The sequence below is a fragment of the Stenotrophomonas sp. STEN063 genome (genome assembly GCF_056854515.1).
Genome location: NZ_JBXFWF010000057.1, coordinates 1 through 16,960, shown reverse-complemented (window position 1 = coordinate 16,960; position 16,960 = coordinate 1). Strand labels below are relative to the sequence as shown.

General features: G+C 58.3%; 14 protein-coding genes. 13 read left to right on the top strand and 1 reads right to left on the bottom strand.

Features of this window, described 5'->3' with window-relative positions:
- The 3 genes from AC1VWL_RS14600 to AC1VWL_RS14590 all read left to right on the top strand — a co-directional run bounded on the left by AC1VWL_RS14600 (position 1) and on the right by AC1VWL_RS14590 (position 5,416).
- Positions 1-3,069, top strand: a complete 3,069-nt coding sequence (locus AC1VWL_RS14600; RefSeq protein ID WP_482987181.1) for an AAA family ATPase — start codon at positions 1-3, stop codon at positions 3,067-3,069.
- A 421-nt stretch (positions 3,070-3,490) separates the two neighbouring features.
- A complete protein-coding gene (locus tag AC1VWL_RS14595) occupies positions 3,491-4,471 on the top strand; it encodes a DUF3644 domain-containing protein (RefSeq protein WP_482987180.1) in 981 nt (326 codons plus the stop codon).
- Between the two features lie 129 nt (positions 4,472-4,600).
- Positions 4,601-5,416: a DUF3800 domain-containing protein gene (locus tag AC1VWL_RS14590; protein WP_482987179.1), complete on the top strand. Its 816-nt coding sequence runs from the start codon at positions 4,601-4,603 to the stop codon at positions 5,414-5,416.
- Between the two features lie 157 nt (positions 5,417-5,573).
- Here AC1VWL_RS14590 and AC1VWL_RS14585 read toward each other — a convergent pair whose 3' ends face one another.
- Positions 5,574-6,548: a GlxA family transcriptional regulator gene (locus tag AC1VWL_RS14585; RefSeq protein WP_482987178.1), complete on the bottom strand. Its 975-nt coding sequence runs from the start codon at positions 6,546-6,548 to the stop codon at positions 5,574-5,576.
- Between the two features lie 104 nt (positions 6,549-6,652).
- Here AC1VWL_RS14585 and AC1VWL_RS14580 point away from each other — a divergent pair, with 104 nt between their 5' ends.
- The 10 genes from AC1VWL_RS14580 to AC1VWL_RS14535 all read left to right on the top strand — a co-directional run bounded on the left by AC1VWL_RS14580 (position 6,653) and on the right by AC1VWL_RS14535 (position 16,870).
- Positions 6,653-7,201, top strand: a complete 549-nt coding sequence (locus AC1VWL_RS14580) for a cysteine hydrolase family protein (protein WP_482987177.1) — start codon at positions 6,653-6,655, stop codon at positions 7,199-7,201.
- 159 nt (positions 7,202-7,360) lie between these two features.
- Positions 7,361-9,205, top strand: coding sequence for a PAAR domain-containing protein (locus AC1VWL_RS14575; protein ID WP_482987176.1), 1,845 nt, complete (start codon positions 7,361-7,363; stop codon positions 9,203-9,205).
- A complete protein-coding gene (locus AC1VWL_RS14570) occupies positions 9,205-9,885 on the top strand; it encodes a GAD-like domain-containing protein (protein WP_482987175.1) in 681 nt (226 codons plus the stop codon). The genes AC1VWL_RS14575 and AC1VWL_RS14570 overlap by 1 nt, the downstream gene beginning before the upstream one ends.
- Before the next feature lie 234 nt (positions 9,886-10,119).
- A complete protein-coding gene (locus AC1VWL_RS14565) occupies positions 10,120-10,800 on the top strand; it encodes a GAD-like domain-containing protein (protein ID WP_482987174.1) in 681 nt (226 codons plus the stop codon).
- 162 nt (positions 10,801-10,962) lie between these two features.
- Positions 10,963-11,355, top strand: a complete 393-nt coding sequence (locus AC1VWL_RS14560) for a hypothetical protein (RefSeq protein ID WP_482987173.1) — start codon at positions 10,963-10,965, stop codon at positions 11,353-11,355.
- 452 nt (positions 11,356-11,807) lie between these two features.
- Complete coding sequence (locus AC1VWL_RS14555; RefSeq protein ID WP_482987172.1) at positions 11,808-12,719, top strand: STM4015 family protein; 912 nt, start codon at positions 11,808-11,810, stop codon at positions 12,717-12,719.
- A gap of 22 nt (positions 12,720-12,741) precedes the next feature.
- A complete protein-coding gene (locus AC1VWL_RS14550; RefSeq protein ID WP_482987192.1) occupies positions 12,742-13,851 on the top strand; it encodes an STM4014 family protein in 1,110 nt (369 codons plus the stop codon).
- Positions 13,844-14,659, top strand: a complete 816-nt coding sequence (locus AC1VWL_RS14545; RefSeq protein ID WP_482987171.1) for an STM4013/SEN3800 family hydrolase — start codon at positions 13,844-13,846, stop codon at positions 14,657-14,659. Before AC1VWL_RS14550 ends, AC1VWL_RS14545 begins: the two co-directional genes overlap by 8 nt.
- Positions 14,656-16,017, top strand: coding sequence for an STM4012 family radical SAM protein (locus AC1VWL_RS14540; protein WP_482987170.1), 1,362 nt, complete (start codon positions 14,656-14,658; stop codon positions 16,015-16,017). The genes AC1VWL_RS14545 and AC1VWL_RS14540 overlap by 4 nt, the downstream gene beginning before the upstream one ends.
- Before the next feature lie 7 nt (positions 16,018-16,024).
- On the top strand, positions 16,025-16,870 hold the full coding sequence (locus tag AC1VWL_RS14535) for an STM4011 family radical SAM protein (protein ID WP_482987169.1): 846 nt from the start codon (positions 16,025-16,027) through the stop codon (positions 16,868-16,870).
- The last annotated feature ends 90 nt before the right edge of the window (positions 16,871-16,960 follow it).

Sequence of the window (16,960 nt, the reverse complement as noted above, 5' to 3'; positions counted from 1 at the left end):
ATGGATATAATTCAGTTCAAGACAAAACTGGAAGACACGTTCGATCACTGCGATTTCGAGGGCGAGGTGGCGCGTTGCGAGCACCATTTTGACGGAAGGCTGCGAAGTGTGTTTTTCGTCAAAGCATCAAATGATATGCCAACCGAACTGGATGTGGAGAGAATTCAGAGTGAATTTATTGCCCCGTCTTACTTCTCGTCTCATGAGGACGCTCGATGGAATCACTATCTCGTGTTCGTCGTGTCCGCCGCGCGGGCCAAAGAATCAAGAGAGCTTAAAGCAGCCATTGAAAAAAATACCAGCTATGCCAGAAAATTTGTTCTCTCAGAATCCGAATTTCAGTCCTTCCTGAGTCGGAGAACATATGTGCAACCTGGCCAGGCAATCAATGCCAACCAACTCCAGGTCCACTGGAACAACGCTTTGTTCGATGCCGGGCTGGGAGCCATCGATTCTGAACAACCCCGAAAAGCAGTAATTCGAGCCATTCAGGCGGGCGTCGTCTCGGCCCCAACGAGAGAGCAGCGTAAAGTAGTTGACTCTCAGCCCTTGACCTTCTTGCGCGAGCTAAAAATTCAGCAATTCGGCTTTCGCAGCCTGGCTGGCTCTTTCACCTTCGGCGAAGTGAATCTGATTCGCGGGGTGAATGGTTCCGGAAAGACCTCGCTGCTAGAAGCAATTGAGCACTTCTTGTGTGGCGGAACAGCGCGATCGCAAGGATCAGAGCTGCTGAACGCATCTGCGCTTTTTACAAACTCGGATCGGCCTATTAATTATCAACAAAGGCAGCCTAGTTACTACCAACAACGAGATATGAGGTGGTACGGGCGACGTATCCAGCGTGGGAATCGGCTGTTTGACGGCTTTGCGAGATATAATTTTCTTAACGCAGATGCGCCGGTAGACTTCGCACGAGAGCAGAGCCCTGACGATTTGACGTCAATTCTCTCGAGGATTGCTCTAGGGCCAGATGCCAGCTTTACGTGGGAGCGGATTCAGCAGTTCTCGGGTGATATTGCGCCCCTGCTTGGGAGCATCAAGAGAGATTGTGAGAAGCTTGACCAAGCGATCGAGCGTAGCCGAAGTAGACTCAGTGTTATCAATACCGTGAGTCCCGAAGTCGACTCTCGACTGACACGAGCGGCCGACCTTCTCAGTCAGCTAGGCTGGCCTGATCCCAAGGACCACCTCTCAAGGCCCGATGGATTCCAACGCATCTCTTTGTTGCGTATCGCGATCGATAATGCGCCCAAGGAAGTTCCACCAACTTTGGATGCTCTCGAATCTAGAATTGCGCGCATTGAACTCGCGCTATCGACAATGCGAAAAAACGCCGCTACTGCACGGGATATTCAATCGCGGGCCGCCGAAATGGAAGGTGCGTTAAAGAATATTGAGTCCCTTGCACGCGCAGTTGATCGACTGCGGGCATATCGGACAGCTGGTTTCCCTGAACTCATGGGTTGCATGGAAAGCCTCAACAGGAGGGTTGTCGAGCCGTATCCCGACCATGGAACGATTCTGAGGCTGCAAGACGAAGTTGTTAACTGCAGCGATCAAGAGCTGCAAGTCACATCTTCACTAGTGGATATTTCAGAGATATCTACTCGTCGCATAGACATATTGGCCGAAAAACTATCGGCTACTGGGGTGGCGATAGATAGGGCCCAGTCTGCATTTGAGGAGAGGCAGTTACTCCTTGCTCAGTTGCGAGCGGCGGGTCAGCAGTTGCTCAAGCTACATCCGACTGATGATTGCCCACTATGTCTTAGGGCAATACCGACCAGGGAGCTTCTTAGTCAGATTGAGAATTCGATAAGCGACTTCCAAAGCGAGAACTATGCCCAACTATTGCTGGAAAAAGGCTCGTTGTCCGGAGAGCTGAATGTACTTCGTGGCGTCAAAGGTGTAGCGGATAGCATTTTGCATTCATACCCAGCGCTGGCACAGGCGACACTTGAGCAAATGTTTAGCGTTTCCCTGGACATGGATGGTCAACGTGCGCTCCTTGAAAGCGAGAGACGAGACCTTCAGGTACAAATCGAAATCAAATCAGCGGAAGGCTTTGGCATGCAGGAGCTATTGGGCTTAATCAGCCGATGTGCCAGCGAGATTTCGCCTGACTTCAACAAGTTGCCACACCCTGATCCGCTCATCACGAGATCAGAAGATGAAGTGGCAGCTCGCAGAAAGGCGGCTAGTGATCTTCTGGAGATTGAGCGCAGAGCGCTAGTGGATGCCGTCGCGAGATCCGCGCGTCATGCATTATCAGAAAGTGGGAAGTCAGATATTGCAGAGGCCGAAGCTGTATTGCGATCTGAACTAGATATGCTGACACAATTTAGGCGTACATTGTTAGACCTACCTGGGAGCGCCTTAGAAGTTGCGCTTCCGTCGCTCAAAGTATTTATTGAAGACGCTCGCCTCGCATACTCTCAAGTTGTGATTGTAGCGGAAGACATTCAGGCGTCGCAGTCGCGAAATACCGAGGTCACGCTTCTTTCCAGAGAACTTGAGAGCTTCGTCAGAAATAGGGAACAACTTCAGAAAGAGCACGACAACCTAAAACGCGCATTCGACGTTCTCGACCACATAAGAAGCGAACATAGTCTAGAGCGCGGCCTGTCAGATTTTCTGAGATCAAATCTATCGTCAATTCAATCCATCTTTGAAAGAATCCACGTACCAAATGAGCTTCGGTTGTCGAATTTGACTTCGAGAGAGTTGATGAGACTACCAGATGAGAGTCCAGTAAATATGAATCAAATAAGCACAGGTCAGAGGGCCGCATTAGTCCTGAGCATATTTTTGACATTGAACAGCTCTCTTCGCCTTGGGCCGCCAATCATGCTTGTTGACGACCCAGTAGCTCACATTGACGATATGAACTCTTTGGCCCTTCTTGACTATCTCGCAGACGTCGCGGAAGGTGGGCAACGACAGATTTTCTTCGCGACGGCAGATGAGAAGCTTGCAAACCTTTTCGAAAAGAAGATGGCCTTTCTGGGCGAAAGATTCCGCAGTATCAGCTTGACAAGAGACCACAGCTCCGAACTGGCTCTTCACTAGACTTTGATGCAGTGGAAGTGTCGTCTGCTCTTAAAATTGGCCCGAGCGAGTGCGGATTTATGTGTAGACGATATTGTGAATCATCCTCGCTTTTGTACGCAGCCCGCATTCAGGGGCATTTTCCTCTCTTCGTCGCAGGGCGTCATGCGACCCAAAGTGGACATCTTATGGGGGCTACTCGAGCGCAGAACGGGAGGGTCTAGCTCGCTCGATATGGCCCCCTCCCCCGTCAGGACAAACCCACGTGTCGCTTCTTTAGGGACGGCATCTGTGAGTCCGTTTAGTCGTCGGCTTGTTGGCAGTATCCAGCAGCCGTAAGATCAAGCGGTATCACCAGACAGCTATGCGATGCGCCATGAGTGATTCGTACAGCTGGACCAAGGGATCCGGCGATTAGGCTGTTAAATGCGAGAGAACAGTCATGGCTACTCGAAAGCGCACGATTGGATCGCTCTCACTAGAGTTGTTGGCAAAGTCTAGGGAGGCAGCGCTCTGTGCGATCCGTGTCTTCAACGATCCCGGCGTTACCTTTAAGTCCGAGACGTTTATCGTATTGATGATCATCGCTTGGACTTACATGCTCCACGCGCACTACCGACGCAAATCAGTCGAGTATCGGTACTTCATTAAAGCCGGCAAGCGCAGAAGCTTCGATCGAACAAAGACGGGGGCGTTCAAATACTGGGAACTTGAGCGATGCCTAAACGACAGGGCATCCCCCATAGACAAAGATGCTACGAATAACCTCAAGTTCCTCATCAGGCTACGTCACGAGATCGAACATCAGATGACTAGGTCGCTAGATGGCTACCTGAGCGGTAGGTATCAAGCTTGCGCATTGAATTACAACGAATACATCAAGAAGCTGTTCGGAAAGCGCTTCGGACTCGACAGCCATCTGACGTACAGCATCCAGTTCGTCGAACTTACAGGCGAGCAACTCAACGGACCGAAGCCGGAAGCATCGGTCCCAGAGAGACTGCGCGCATACATAGCCGAGTTCGACGCGGCGCTCACCCACGACGAGTACAACAGCCCACGGTTCTCGTACCGCCTGCTCTTTAAGAAGAAACTCGTTAACCGACCCGGCCAGGCTGACCGAGTCGTCGAATTCATCGATCCCAACTCGGAGCTCGCGAAGAACATCGACAAGGAGTACTGGGTCAAGAAGGAAGTAGAGCGGCCTAAGTTCAACGCGTCGAGCGTGGTAGCGGAGGTTAGGAGGGCCGGCTTTCCGAAGTTCAGGGTCCACCATGACCATACCAACATGTGGAAACGAGAAAGCGCCAGGGATCCCGGCAAGGGTTTCGGGGTCGAGGTCGAGGGCGCATGGCTCTGGTACGACACTTGGATCAAGCGCTGTATTGAGATGTGTGAAGCCGAAGGCGACAAGTACATATGAGGCCGCTTCCAACTACGTGTTCAAATGGCCGCAGGGAGAGGTTATCGTGTTTCCTGATACTCTAGCGGCCTGCAGCGGTTCAACGCGGCATTAGGGCTCACACCCACTATCATAGTCAGTCCACCGCAAATGCCAGCGCAACTATTTGTCGACGACAGTGGCGGGAAAGGCCACAGTAAACACTTTGTTCTCGCCGGACTCGTTTCCGACTCAGAGCGCTGGAGACGATTCTGCTCAGAATGGCGAGAATGCCTGAACGAGCAGCCGAAGATTCCTTTATTCAAGATGAGGGAGGCAGCGACGCTTACAGGCGCGTTCCAAAAGTTCACAAAACAGCAACGAGATGATCGCCTTAGAAAGCTGGCTGCAATAATAAATCGCCATGTTGAGTTTGCAATCTGGACTGCAATCGATCTAGACGCCCACGCAAACACTTGGTCAAAGTTGGGAAAGCCAAGTTCGGAGCCATACTTCTGGTGTCTGTACACCCTGGTCCTTGGCACTTGCTTTGATTTATGGGAGGAGTGCGACTGGAGGGAGAAGTTTGAGGCTTACTTCGACGAACAACTGATCTTCGGTCAACGAGCAGGAAAGTGGTTACCTTTCATCTCCGCGCTAATGCGGCACGCTAATCCAGTTGAGTCTACCCTACTCCCTGAGGAATTGATTTTCTGCAAAGACGATGATTTCCCTCAAATCCAAGCTGCTGATCTTTGGGCTTGGTGCATCCGGAGGAACACCGATAACCCCGAAGAAAGGGCATTTGAATGGCTGCTCGGTGAGATGAACAATGTCAGCCAGTCAGATTACTGCAACTACTACGACCTTGAGCGTATGACTGCGGTAATCAATGAGTCCCATCGCGTCGCACAATCTGACGACTTACCCAATCATCTACTTCCGCTCTATAGGAAAATCTTATCCAGCAAAGGGAGAGGAAATTGAGCCCTAACAAGTCGTTCAGGCCGATGATGCTTCGCGACGTAACTTAACTCAGGGGTTCCCGTGTCCGCTTCTGTCCGAAAGCTGGCGGAGGCGCACAAGAAGGCTACTGCCAAGAGCATCAAGAATAGAGCTGCTTTTTCTGCTCACCACTGCTCAATCACCGCCCACCAAACCGCCTCCGATACTCCCCCGGCGACAACCCCACAATCCGACTGAACAGCTTCCGGAACGAACCAGGGTCGCTGTAACCCACGTCCCAGGCTATCCGCTCCAGCGGCACGTTACTGGTCTGCAGCATTTCTCGTGCACGCGCCACGCGTACGCGTTGGCAGTATTCGGTGGCGGTCATGCCGGTGGCTTTCTGGAAGCGGCGCAGGAAGGTGCGCTCTTCCAGCCCTGCGCGTTGTGCGAGTTCGGCGGATGCGACCTGTTTGGCATGGGTGTCGTGCAGCCACTGCTGCACAGCCAGCACTGCGGCGTCGCCGTGCGTCATGCGTGGCGAGAAACTGCTGTAGTAGCGCTGCTGGCGGCCGGGTGGATCGATCAACAGCGTGCGCGCGACATCCAGCATCACTGCGGCGCCGAGGTAGCGGTCTACCAGCCGCAGGCCGAGGTCGGTCCAGGCCATGGCGCCGCCTGCGCTGAAGATGTCGCCGCCGTCGATGAGCATCTGGTCTACGTCCAGCGTGACATCCGGAAAGCGTGCGGCCAGCAGTTCGGCGTAGTGCCAGTTGGTGGTGATGGTGCGGCCGGCCAGGCGCCCGGTTTCGGCTAGCAGGAATGCGCCGGCGCAGACCGATGCGAGCGTGGTGCCGTCGTCGTGCAATGCGCGCAGCCAGCCCAGGTAGGGCGCGGCGGCTTCGGTGGAAATCGGCGGCTGCATGCTGGGCGGCAGGATCATTACCTGCGGCGTGCCGCTTGGCGGCTGGCTTGAGCTGTAGACGGCTTGCGGCGCTTGGCCAGGCGCTTCGATGCGCCAATGCGTGACCTGCAGTTCGGGGGCGGCGGGTGCTGCGCGTTCACCGGCGAGCCTGCCGGCCAGGGCGAACAGGTCGGTCAGGCCGAGCACCGCCGCCAGCTGGGCGCCGGGATACAGCAGGATTCCCACTTGGATGTGATCGTCGGTGCGCATCTGTCGGTACAGCCCTCAAGAATGTCGGTAGCGCCTCTTCGTGGTGGCAGGCCGGTCGCGGAGACTTCGCCCACACCCTTCAACCACCCATCAGGGAGCCATACATGAGCAAGCGCGCCATTATCGTCGTCGATCTTCAGAATGAATACCTTGCCAGCGGCAAGCTGCCCTTGGTGGGCATTGATGCCGCCACCGCCAATGCGGTGCGCGTGATTGCCGATGCGCGGGCCAAGGGCGTGCCGGTGCTGCATGTCCGCCATGAGTCCGCCAGCAGTGATGCGCCGATCTTCGTGCCGGGCTCGGATGGGGTGCGGATCATGGCCGCTGTCGCGCCGATCGGCGATGAGCCGGTGATCGTCAAGAACCACGTCAATTCGTTCCGCGATACCGATCTGAAGCAGCAGCTTGAGGCGCGCGGTATCGAGGACGTGGTGGTGGTTGGTGCGATGAGCCATATGTGCGTGGATGCGGTGGTGCGTGCGTCCGCCGACATGGGCTATGCGGTCACCGTGCTGCATGACGCCTGCGCTACCCGTGACCTGGAGTTCAACGGCGTTGTGGCGCCAGCTGTGCAGGTGCATGCGGCGATGATGGCGTCGTTTGAGTTTGGGTATGGGCGGGTTGTTGCTACGGATGCGTATCTGGTTGGTTGATGGTCAGCAACACCAGACGAACCAACGTGCGGTGCTTCGTTGTCGAATACCCCGCAACGTGTGCCTTCCCGCTCGACAGATAGGAATCGTCTGGAAAGAAAATTGAACCCATCCCACCGCCTTTAGACTTGCTACCTGACGTCCAAGGAGGACCGATGGATGGCAAGAACATGGATTGTGGTGGGCGATGCCACCACAAGCGGCGGCAGGGTAATTACCGGCTCGACTGCAACGGATATTGAAGGCAAGCCGGTCGCACGCATCGGTGACAAAGCCACCTGCCCCACCCTGTACAAGGGCGTCTTTCCGATCATCACCGGTGACGCAAGCATCGTCATTGATGGTCAGCCAGTGGCACGCCAAGGCGATAGCCTTGCTTGCGGCTGCCGCCTGTTGGCTGGGAAGCAGAATCTGGTTTTCGTGGACCAAGGGGTCTCCTCGGCAAGCGCGGCGGGTCCACTGCCACTTGCGGCAGCCAGCGTTCTGCGGGCGACGCCTACATCAGCAAGCAAGAGCTTTGCCCAGGCGTCGGCTCCACAGGCCGAAGACCTGACCCTGCACTACCACTACAACGATCTGGACCAGACACCGGTACGCGGTGCGAGCTATCGGGTGATGCTGGCCGACGACAGCATTCGCTCAGGCAACTTGGACGATGCCGGCAAGGCCGTGTTGGGCAATGTCTCTGTCGGTCCCATCCAGGTGCTCTACCAGCACGATCTGGATGACAGCGACGACGCTGACATCCTCGGCGCAAGGGAGCAGATCAAGCAGGCGCTGGATGCAATCGTTGCACAGACAAGAACGGATTTCGCAGCTGAGTGGGAGCAGTGGAACGATTCCGGATACTTCACGCGCGGCGCGCTGAAACTTGGCAATCAAGGTCTCGGCGCAGTTCTAGGCGGTTGGGACTACTTAAGCGGGACAGCCGAGACTGTCTGGCAGCTGGCGGTTCTCTACTATAAGACCGACACCGAGCTACGTGAGTGGAAGATGCTGTTGCTGACCGGGGACCGGGCCGGTTTGGATCGCAAGATCGCCGACTACCGCGCCAAAGGCAAGCAGGTCATGGCGGCGGCAAGTGAACTGAAGGAGATGTTCAACCTGCTGATCGATGACCCTGCAATCGTCAGCATGCTGCCCCAGTTCGCCGAGGACTGGTGGGCAGCCATCCCGCCGGATGAGGCCGAAAACCTCAAATCCCGGTTTGGCAGCCAGATTGCCATTGACGTGTTGGTTTCGGTGGTGCTTGCAGCCGTCACCATCGAAGCAGGTGGTGCCGGCGGAATAGGCTATGCCGCAGCGAAGGCGGGCACGATGGCCGCCCGCGTCGGCCAGAAGCTGTTCATGCTGCTGGAGAAACTTGAGGATGCTTTCAAGGCGCTGACCAAGGCGCTACGCGCTCGCAAACGGCGACAGGCCGACAGCAATCGTCAGCCCGACACAAAGCATGAAGTAGTCACAGTAGTGACGCCCAAGCGAATGCCAGAGAAGAAGCTTCCGTGCTTCAGCACGCAGAAGCTACCTGCGGACAAGTACCCTGAAATGGATAGGCAGTTGCAGGGGCAGCAGCAAGGCTTGAACGATATGACCGTGCAGGAGTATCTGGATGGGCGGGCTGCATTTGACCCCAATAACAGGGATAGAGCGGTAGCGAGAGAAGCTCGGAGAGAATTCGCCAACGATCTAACCACGAAAAAATCCAAGCTCTATGTGTCTCAAGGAATTCCACCGATTGAAGCGGAACGACTGGCCGAAGTAGAGACCGAAGAAGCCATGAAGGCCCTCAATGCCTTGCACAATCCCGATATGGTCGCTGGTGGAAAGGACATAATTGCAGACTTTGGAGACGGTGAAGTCAACACCACCATTGGCAGGCAGTGGAACCAGAGAAAGAAAGGCGAAGTGTCACGGATAAGACAGCTTGACCAGGCTGCTAACGAAGTCCCTCACGCAGAAAGGGCTAGCAGTAAGATGAACGGAAAAATGGAGCGCTGCAAATAATGAGCCAGATGCTAGATGACAGGTTCGACTACTTCTATAACCACAAGGGATTTGGACCGCAGATCGACAGTACGCCAGTACCCGAATCCATTGTGGAGGCTTATCGCGGCAAGTTGCCTGATGCACTACTGACCTACTGGAAGGCGATGGGCTGGTGTGGCTTTGGCAATGGATTGCTCTGGTTGGTAGACCCGCGCGAATACGCTGACGTTCTCAAAGCATGGATACATGCCACCGATTTTTACAGCAAAGATCGGTATCACGTCTTCGCCCGGGGGGCGTTTGGTGACCTGCACATTTGGGGCGAGCGCACTGGTCCAAGCCTGCGTATCAATGCACCGTACTCGATGATTTTCCCTTCCGACAAGTCAGCCGACATGGCAAGCGGCGAGTCTGATCTATTGCTACAAACCTGGTTTATCGTGTGCAAAAAGAATACGTTCGACAAAGAGGACGATGGCAATCAGCCGCTCTTTGATCGCGCGGCGAAGCTGCTCGGCCGTCCCAGCGCGGACGAGATGTTTGGCTTTGTTCCTGCGCTGGCCCTAGGCGGACCATGCCGCTTGGACCACCTGCAACGGGTAAAAGCAGTCGAACACTTGATGTTCCTTGCGCAGGTCCACCCGCCTCGAGTGATGCTGGACATCGTGAAAGAGGCAACATCTCGCGGACTTGTATAGAGCAGGCACGAACATGCGAGGAGGTCGGCGGTGCATAGCGCATCCGCCGAACTGATCGAGCTCGCGACCATTGGCAGGCAGTGGAGCCAGAAAAAGAACAACGAAGTGCAACGGATACAACAGTTCGATCAAACTACCAATAAATTCCCCAATGCACCTGCACCACTTAAACAGACCAAGAAGATCGCATTGCACCATCAAGTCGATCGCCATCACCAAAGGAAGACCTAGAAAGTGAGCATCTCATTGGATGAGAGCTTCGACTACTTCTATAACCACGAAGGTTTTGGGCCACAGATCGACAGCACACCCGTACCCGAATCCATTGTGGAAGCCTACCGCGGCAAATTGCCGGACGCACTGCTGACCTATTGGAAGGCAATGGGCTGGGCTGGCTTTGGCAACGGATTGCTGTGGTTGGTCGACCCACGCGAATACGCTGATGTTTTCAATGCATGGATATACGCGACCGATTTCTACGGTAAAGATCGGTATCACGTTTTCGCCCGGGGAGCATTTGGCAATTTGTACGCTTGGGGCGAGCGCACTGGCCCTAGCCTACGTATCAATGCGCCATACTCAATGATCTTCCCTTCAGACAAGTCTGCTGACATGGCACGAGGTGAAGCCGATCTGTTGCTTCAAACCTGGTTGATCGTGTGTGAAAAGGAAGCGTTCGATATGGAAGACGACGGCGACAAGCCACTCTTTGAGCGCGCCGTAAAGCTGCTCGGCCGCCCAGGTCCGGACGAGATGTTTGGCTTTGTTCCTGCGCTGGCTTTAGGCGGACCATGCCGCTTAGACCACCTGCAAAAGGTCAATGCAGTCGAGCATCTGATATTCCTGGCGCAGGTCCACCCGCCTCGAGTGATGCTGGACATTGTGAAAGAGGCTAAGGCTCGCGGACTTATGTAGAAGCCTGTCATTGCACGAGAGCACGTCGCCGGTGCAGAGCGCGTCAGCCTGACTGATCGGGCACGCTGAGCAGTTCTGACAATGGCGTTCAGGCGCCTTCGTCTGGTACAACGCGGCACGGCGTTGCGGAGCAACGCTGGCCCGAACTACTGGACTTACTCAATGCGATTCAAACCATCTCACCTGGCTGCCCTTCTTCTGTTGGGCGTTGCTGCGCCGGCTTCTGCCGAAACGACCATCTGCAAGATCGAGGGTGATTCGATTGGTCCGGAATTGATCTCCTGGGACACCAAGACGCAGCGGGCGCAGGTAAAGCTTCTGGGCGAGGACTTGCAGGGGAAGATGACCTGGAAGCGGAAGCATGATGATCTTGGTGACAAGGTCAATCTGAGCTTCACGCCTGCTGATCCGCTGTTTGGGGATGAGTATGAGTTTGTGGTGTTCCCTACCGAGAGTGGGCATCGGGTGATGGGGGTTGGGTACAAGTACTACAACGGGGTTAGGTATTTGAATATCAGCCAGGGGAATTATGTGGCTGTTTGTAGTTCGTTGTAGTTCTGAAGCTGGTTGCTTGGTTTTGTGGGAGCTGCGTTACCTGCGAAGCTGGGGTGCTTGATCTGCTGGGTTACTGCGTAGAGCACCCCTCCCCAACCCTCCCCTGCGCTGCGCGCAAGGGAGGGGGTTGGAGCTGGCTTCGCTTGTAGCCGCTGCGTGGTTGGCGCGCTTTTGTAGGAGCGGCGTGAGCCGCGAAGCTGGGAATGTTTGCGCTGCTGGCTTGCTGCGAAGAGCACCCCTCCCCAGCCCTCCCCTGCGCTGCGCGCAAGGGAGGGGGCTGAGCTGGCTTCGCTTGGTTCTTCTGCTTGCTTGTTTGCGCTTGCTTGCTGCGTTAGCACAGCATGGTTACGGAATGGCTAAGGCTGCATGCCTTCCATCGAACGTGATGCATTGCTGCCAGCATTCGCGTCCTCTCGGTTATGCTACGGCACCCATTCCGGCAAGGACGTACCGTGACCATTGGCGAATACACGCAGGTTTATCGTGGCAAGAAAGTCGTTGACTTCAAGATGGGTGGCTCGGCCGTAGCCGGCGATGTCGCTTACCGCTTGATGCAGGAATACGACAGCGACGAGAGCCAGGAGGAACTGCTGGCCAATTTCTTCGAGCAGGTTGATCCAAAGTCGATTGAGGTGCTGATCATCGGTGCATGGGATGAGGCTTCCAGTGATGGCCCGCAGGGCCTGATCGATGGGCTGATTGCGCGCCGTGCCGAGCTGGGCAACCTGAAGGCGCTGTTCGTGGGCGACATGACCTACGAAGACTGCGAGATGTCGTGGATCAACCAGATCTCCTACAACCCGCTGCTGGAGGCCTTCCCGGGCCTGGAATCGCTGCGTATCCGTGGTACCTCCGAACTTGAATTGCAGCCCTTCACGCATGCGTCGCTGCAGGAACTGGCGATCGAGAGCGGTGGCCTGCCGAACGAGATCGTCATCGCCATCGCCAACTCCACGCTGCCGGCCCTGCGCCATCTTGAGCTGTGGCTTGGCGATGACGGCTATGGCTTCGATGGCGATGTGGCGGTCTACCAGCGCCTGTTGTTGGCGATCAGGCCGGAGCGCCTGCAGTACCTGGGCCTGCGCAACGCCATGATCAGCGACGAGCTCGCGGTGTGGCTGGCCGGCGAACCGTGGCTGGGCACGCTGCAGACGCTGGACCTGTCGCTGGGCACGATTGGCGACGTCGGCGCACAGGCGCTGTGCGAGAGCCCGAACCTGGGCAGTCTGCAGCGCATCGACCTGAGTCACCACTACATTTCCGCAGTCTGGCAGCAGAAGCTGCAGGCGCTGCCGTGCACGGTGGTGCTGGACGATCCGGAAGAAGAAGACGACGGCGACCGCTACGTGGCGGTGTCCGAGTAAGGCGAAGATGGCCAATTGGCTGTTGATCGGCCCGCGCGGCAGCCGCCGTATCGGGTGGCTGCAGCGTGCCCTGCACGATCAGGGCGCGCCTGCCGCGCATGTGTTCGATTACGAAACCCTGCTCGCCGAGCCCGCGCGGCTGCTTGAGGCACTCGCGCAGGCGCCCGGTGCCATCGTCAAGCTGGAGTCACCCGGCGAAGCGCCTGCGCTGCATCAGGCCTTGGTGCTGCATGGCTGGGAGTTGTCTGGCGCTGCCGGCGATGCGCCCTTGCCTGCCGCGCATGGTGAGCTGGTACATCAGCAGTTCTGGTATGCCGGCTTTGCCGATGTGCTGGCGTCGCTTCCGACGGGGCCGCATTACCTCAATGCACCGGCCGATCTGGCCTGCATGTCGGACAAGCTCCGCTGCCAGCACCTGCTGGCCGATGCGGGCGTGGCGGTGCCGCCCTTGTTCGGGGCGATCAGCGGCTACGAGGATCTATGCGCGCGGCTGCGCGATGCGGCCTGCGAGCGTGTCTTCATCAAGGCTCGCTACGGTTCGTCCGGCGCGGGCGTGCTGGCTTACGCGCGCAACCGCGATGGCCGCGAGGTCGCCTATGGCTCGGCGGAACTGGTGGAGCAGGACGGCCGCTGGCGGGTGTTCAATTCGCTACGGCAGCGTCGTTACGACCGGCACGACGATATCGCACGGTTGGTGGACCTGCTGGCCGAGCAAGGCGCCTACATCGAACGCTGGATTCCGAAGCCCACCGTGCCGGGCAGCGATGGCCGTCGCTATGACGTGCGCGTGGTCGCGCTGGATGGGCAGCCACGGCAGCGGGTGGCGCGGATGAGCGCGGGCGCGCTGACCAACCTGCACCTGGGCAATGCGCGCACGCAGCTGGACGCGCTGTTGGATGCCGATGCCATCACCCATCTGCAAGCTGCCACGGCGAAGGCCGCCGCTGCATTCCCCGCCAGCCGCATGATCGGCTTCGACCTGATCGTGCGCGGCACGCGCAGCTGGGTGCTGGAAGCCAATGGCTTCGGCGACTTGCTGCTGGACCTGCGCCATGACGGGCGCACCACCTACGAAGACCAGGCGCTGTTGGCGCCTGCGCGTTCTGCCATCAACGAGTACGCCCATGCTTGAGACCCGCTTGCCCGACATGCACCGCATCGTTGGCAGCCATGACGTGGTGATGATCACCCTGGACGCCTTGCGCTTCGATGCGGCCCAGCGCTGCTTCGAGCGCGGCGAGCTGCCGGTGCTTGCGCCGCACCTGCCTGCCGATGGTTGGGAGCTGCGGCATACGCCGGGCAGCTTCACCTATGCGGCGCACTCGGCGTTCTTTGCCGGCTTCCTGCCCACGCCTGCACGACCCGGCCCGCATCCGCGCCTGTTCGCACTGGAGTTTGAAGGCAGCGAGACCATCGTGCCGGAGACTTTCGTGTTCTCCGGCCGTGCCGATATCGTCGGTGGCTTCCGTGACCAGGGCTACCGCAGCATCTGCATTGGCGGTGTCGGCTTCTTCAACCGTCGCAATGCGCTGGGCTCGCAACTGCCGGGCCTGTTCGAGGAAAGCCACTGGCAGCCCGAGCTCGGCGTGACCGCGGTCGATTCCACCGAACGCCAGGTGGCACTGGCTTGCGAGCGTCTGCAGGCCGCGGGCGACCAACGCTGCTTCCTCTTCATCAATGTCTCGGCCATCCACCAGCCGAACCGGCATTACCTGCCCGGCTGCGACGCGGATGGACTGGACAGCCACTGTGCCGCGCTGCGCTACGTTGATGGCGAGTTGGCGGCATTGTTCGCGGCCTTGCGTGCGCGTGGGCCGGCCTTCGTGATCCTCTGTTCCGACCATGGCACCGCTTACGGCGAGGATGGCTTCCACGGCCACCGCCTCGCCCACGAGACGGTGATGAACGTCCCCTATGCGCATTTTGTGTTGAGCCCATGACCGCCCATCGTTTGTCAGAGCTGCTGCGGCTCGAGCCCTACCAGGCCTATTCCTACTCCTACCCGCACAAGTCCGCGTATCGGCCGATCACGCAGCCACCGCTGCTTGCCGATGCCTGGGCGAGCGAGCCGCGTGATGCATTGTTCCTGTACCTGCACGTGCCGTTCTGCAGCTACCGTTGCGGCTTCTGCAATCTGTTCGCAATGGCGCGGCCGGCACCGGCGCAGGTGGAAGCCTATCTGGCGCAGATGGAGAAGCAGTTGCGGGTGACGGCCGACGCCTTGGGCGAACACCGCTTCGTGCGCTTCGCGCTGGGCGGCGGCACGCCTACCTATCTGGGTGCGCCGCAACTGCAGCGGCTGTTCGACTTCGTGCAGCGCCACGCCAACATCGACCTGCATTCGATTCCTGCCGGCATCGAGGTGTCGCCGGAAACCGTGGACGCGGCGAAGATGAAGATCTGCCGCGACGCCGGCATCGACCGCGTCAGCATGGGCATCCAGAGCTTCAGCGATGCGGAAGTGCGCTCGCTGGTGCGCCCGCAGCAACGCGCGGTGGTCGAGGAAGCCATCGCGCAGATTCGTGCGGCCGGCATTCCAACGCTCAACCTGGACCTGATCTACGGCATTGCCGGGCAGACCGTGGCCAGCTTCCTGACCTCGATCGACAGCGCCCTCGCCTTCCAGCCGGAAGAGCTCTACCTCTATCCGCTGTACGTGCGCCCACATACCGGGCTGGACCGCATCGGTGCGAAGGAAGGCGGCAAGCGCTCCTTCGTCATTCATCCCGAGTCGGTGGACAACCGCCTGGCACTGTATGAAGCCGGCCGCGAGCGTCTGCTTGCCGCGGGCTATGAGCAGGTCTCGATGCGCATGTTCCGCGCGGCGAACGCACCGGACTCCGGCGGGCCGGCGTACTGCTGCCAGAGCGACGGCATGGTCGGCATCGGCTGTGGCGCCCGCTCGTATACCAGCGGCCTGCACTACTCCAGCGAATACGGCGTCAGCCGCCGCTCGGTGGCGGATATTCTTGCGCACTACCTGGAACGCGATGAGGCCTCCTTCGCCCACATCGACTACGGCGTGCAGCTTGATGAGGACGAGCGCCGTCGCCGCTTCGTGATCCAGTCGCTGCTGGCGCAGCCGGGGTTGGATCTTGCGCAATACCGTGAGCGCTTCGGCACGGAGTGCTTCGACGACCTGCCGCAGCTGGATGAGCTGTTCGAACAAGGACTGGCCACGCGCGAGAATGCACTGGTCGCCTTGAACGACACTGGTCTTGCCCGCGCCGACACCATCGGCCCGTGGCTGATCTCCGCTGGCGTGGCCGAGCGCATGCGCGACTACCAATTGGATTGAGCGGCGCATGCATCTTTCCATCCTCTATCGCGGGCGGCTGAGCAGTTGCAACTACGACTGCCCGTACTGCCCCTTCGCCAAGACCTACGACACCCGCGCCGCCCTGCGCCGCGACGCCGAAGACCTTGCGCGCTTCGTCGATTGGGCGGAGCGGCAGACGATGGAACTGTCGGTGCTGTTCACGCCGTGGGGCGAGGGGCTAGTGCGCCGCCACTACCGCGATGCGATGGTGCAGCTGAGCCATATGCCGCACGTCCGCCGTGTGGTCATACAGACCAACCTGTGCATCGGCACGCGCTGGCTGGATGACGTCAACCTCGACAGCTTCGCACTGTGGTGCACCTACCACCCGGGGCAAGTGACCCGCGCCGCTTTCCTCGCCCGCTGCAATGAACTGGCACGGCGTGGCGTGCGTTACACGGTTGGCATGGTGGCGATGCGTGAGCATCTGGAAGAGATCCAGCTGCTGCGCGAGGAGCTGCCAGACGAAGTGCCGATGTGGATCAACGCCTACGACGAGCGCCCTGCCGGTTACTACAGCGATGACGAGATCCAACAGTTGCAGCGCGTGGACCCGCACTTCCTGTTCAACCTCGAACCCTCGGCAAGCCTCGGCGCACCCTGCTTCACCGGCGAGAACGTTGTGTCGGTGGATGGCGATGGCAACGTCAAACGCTGCCACTTCGTCGCAGAGCCGCTGGGGAATCTATACGACGGCAGCTTTGCGGCCCAGCTGAGACCGCGCGGCTGCCCGAACCAGCGTTGTGATTGCTATATCGGTTATGCGCACCGCAAGGATTTGCCGTTTCAGCAGGATTATCCGGCTGGGGTTCTTGAGCGGTTTCGGGGATAACGGCAAAACCGGGGTGGGGGTGGGGGGTGGGGTTGGGCGCCCCCGCGGGGCCCCCGGGTTGGGGGGTTTGGGGGGGGGTGTGGCGACCCG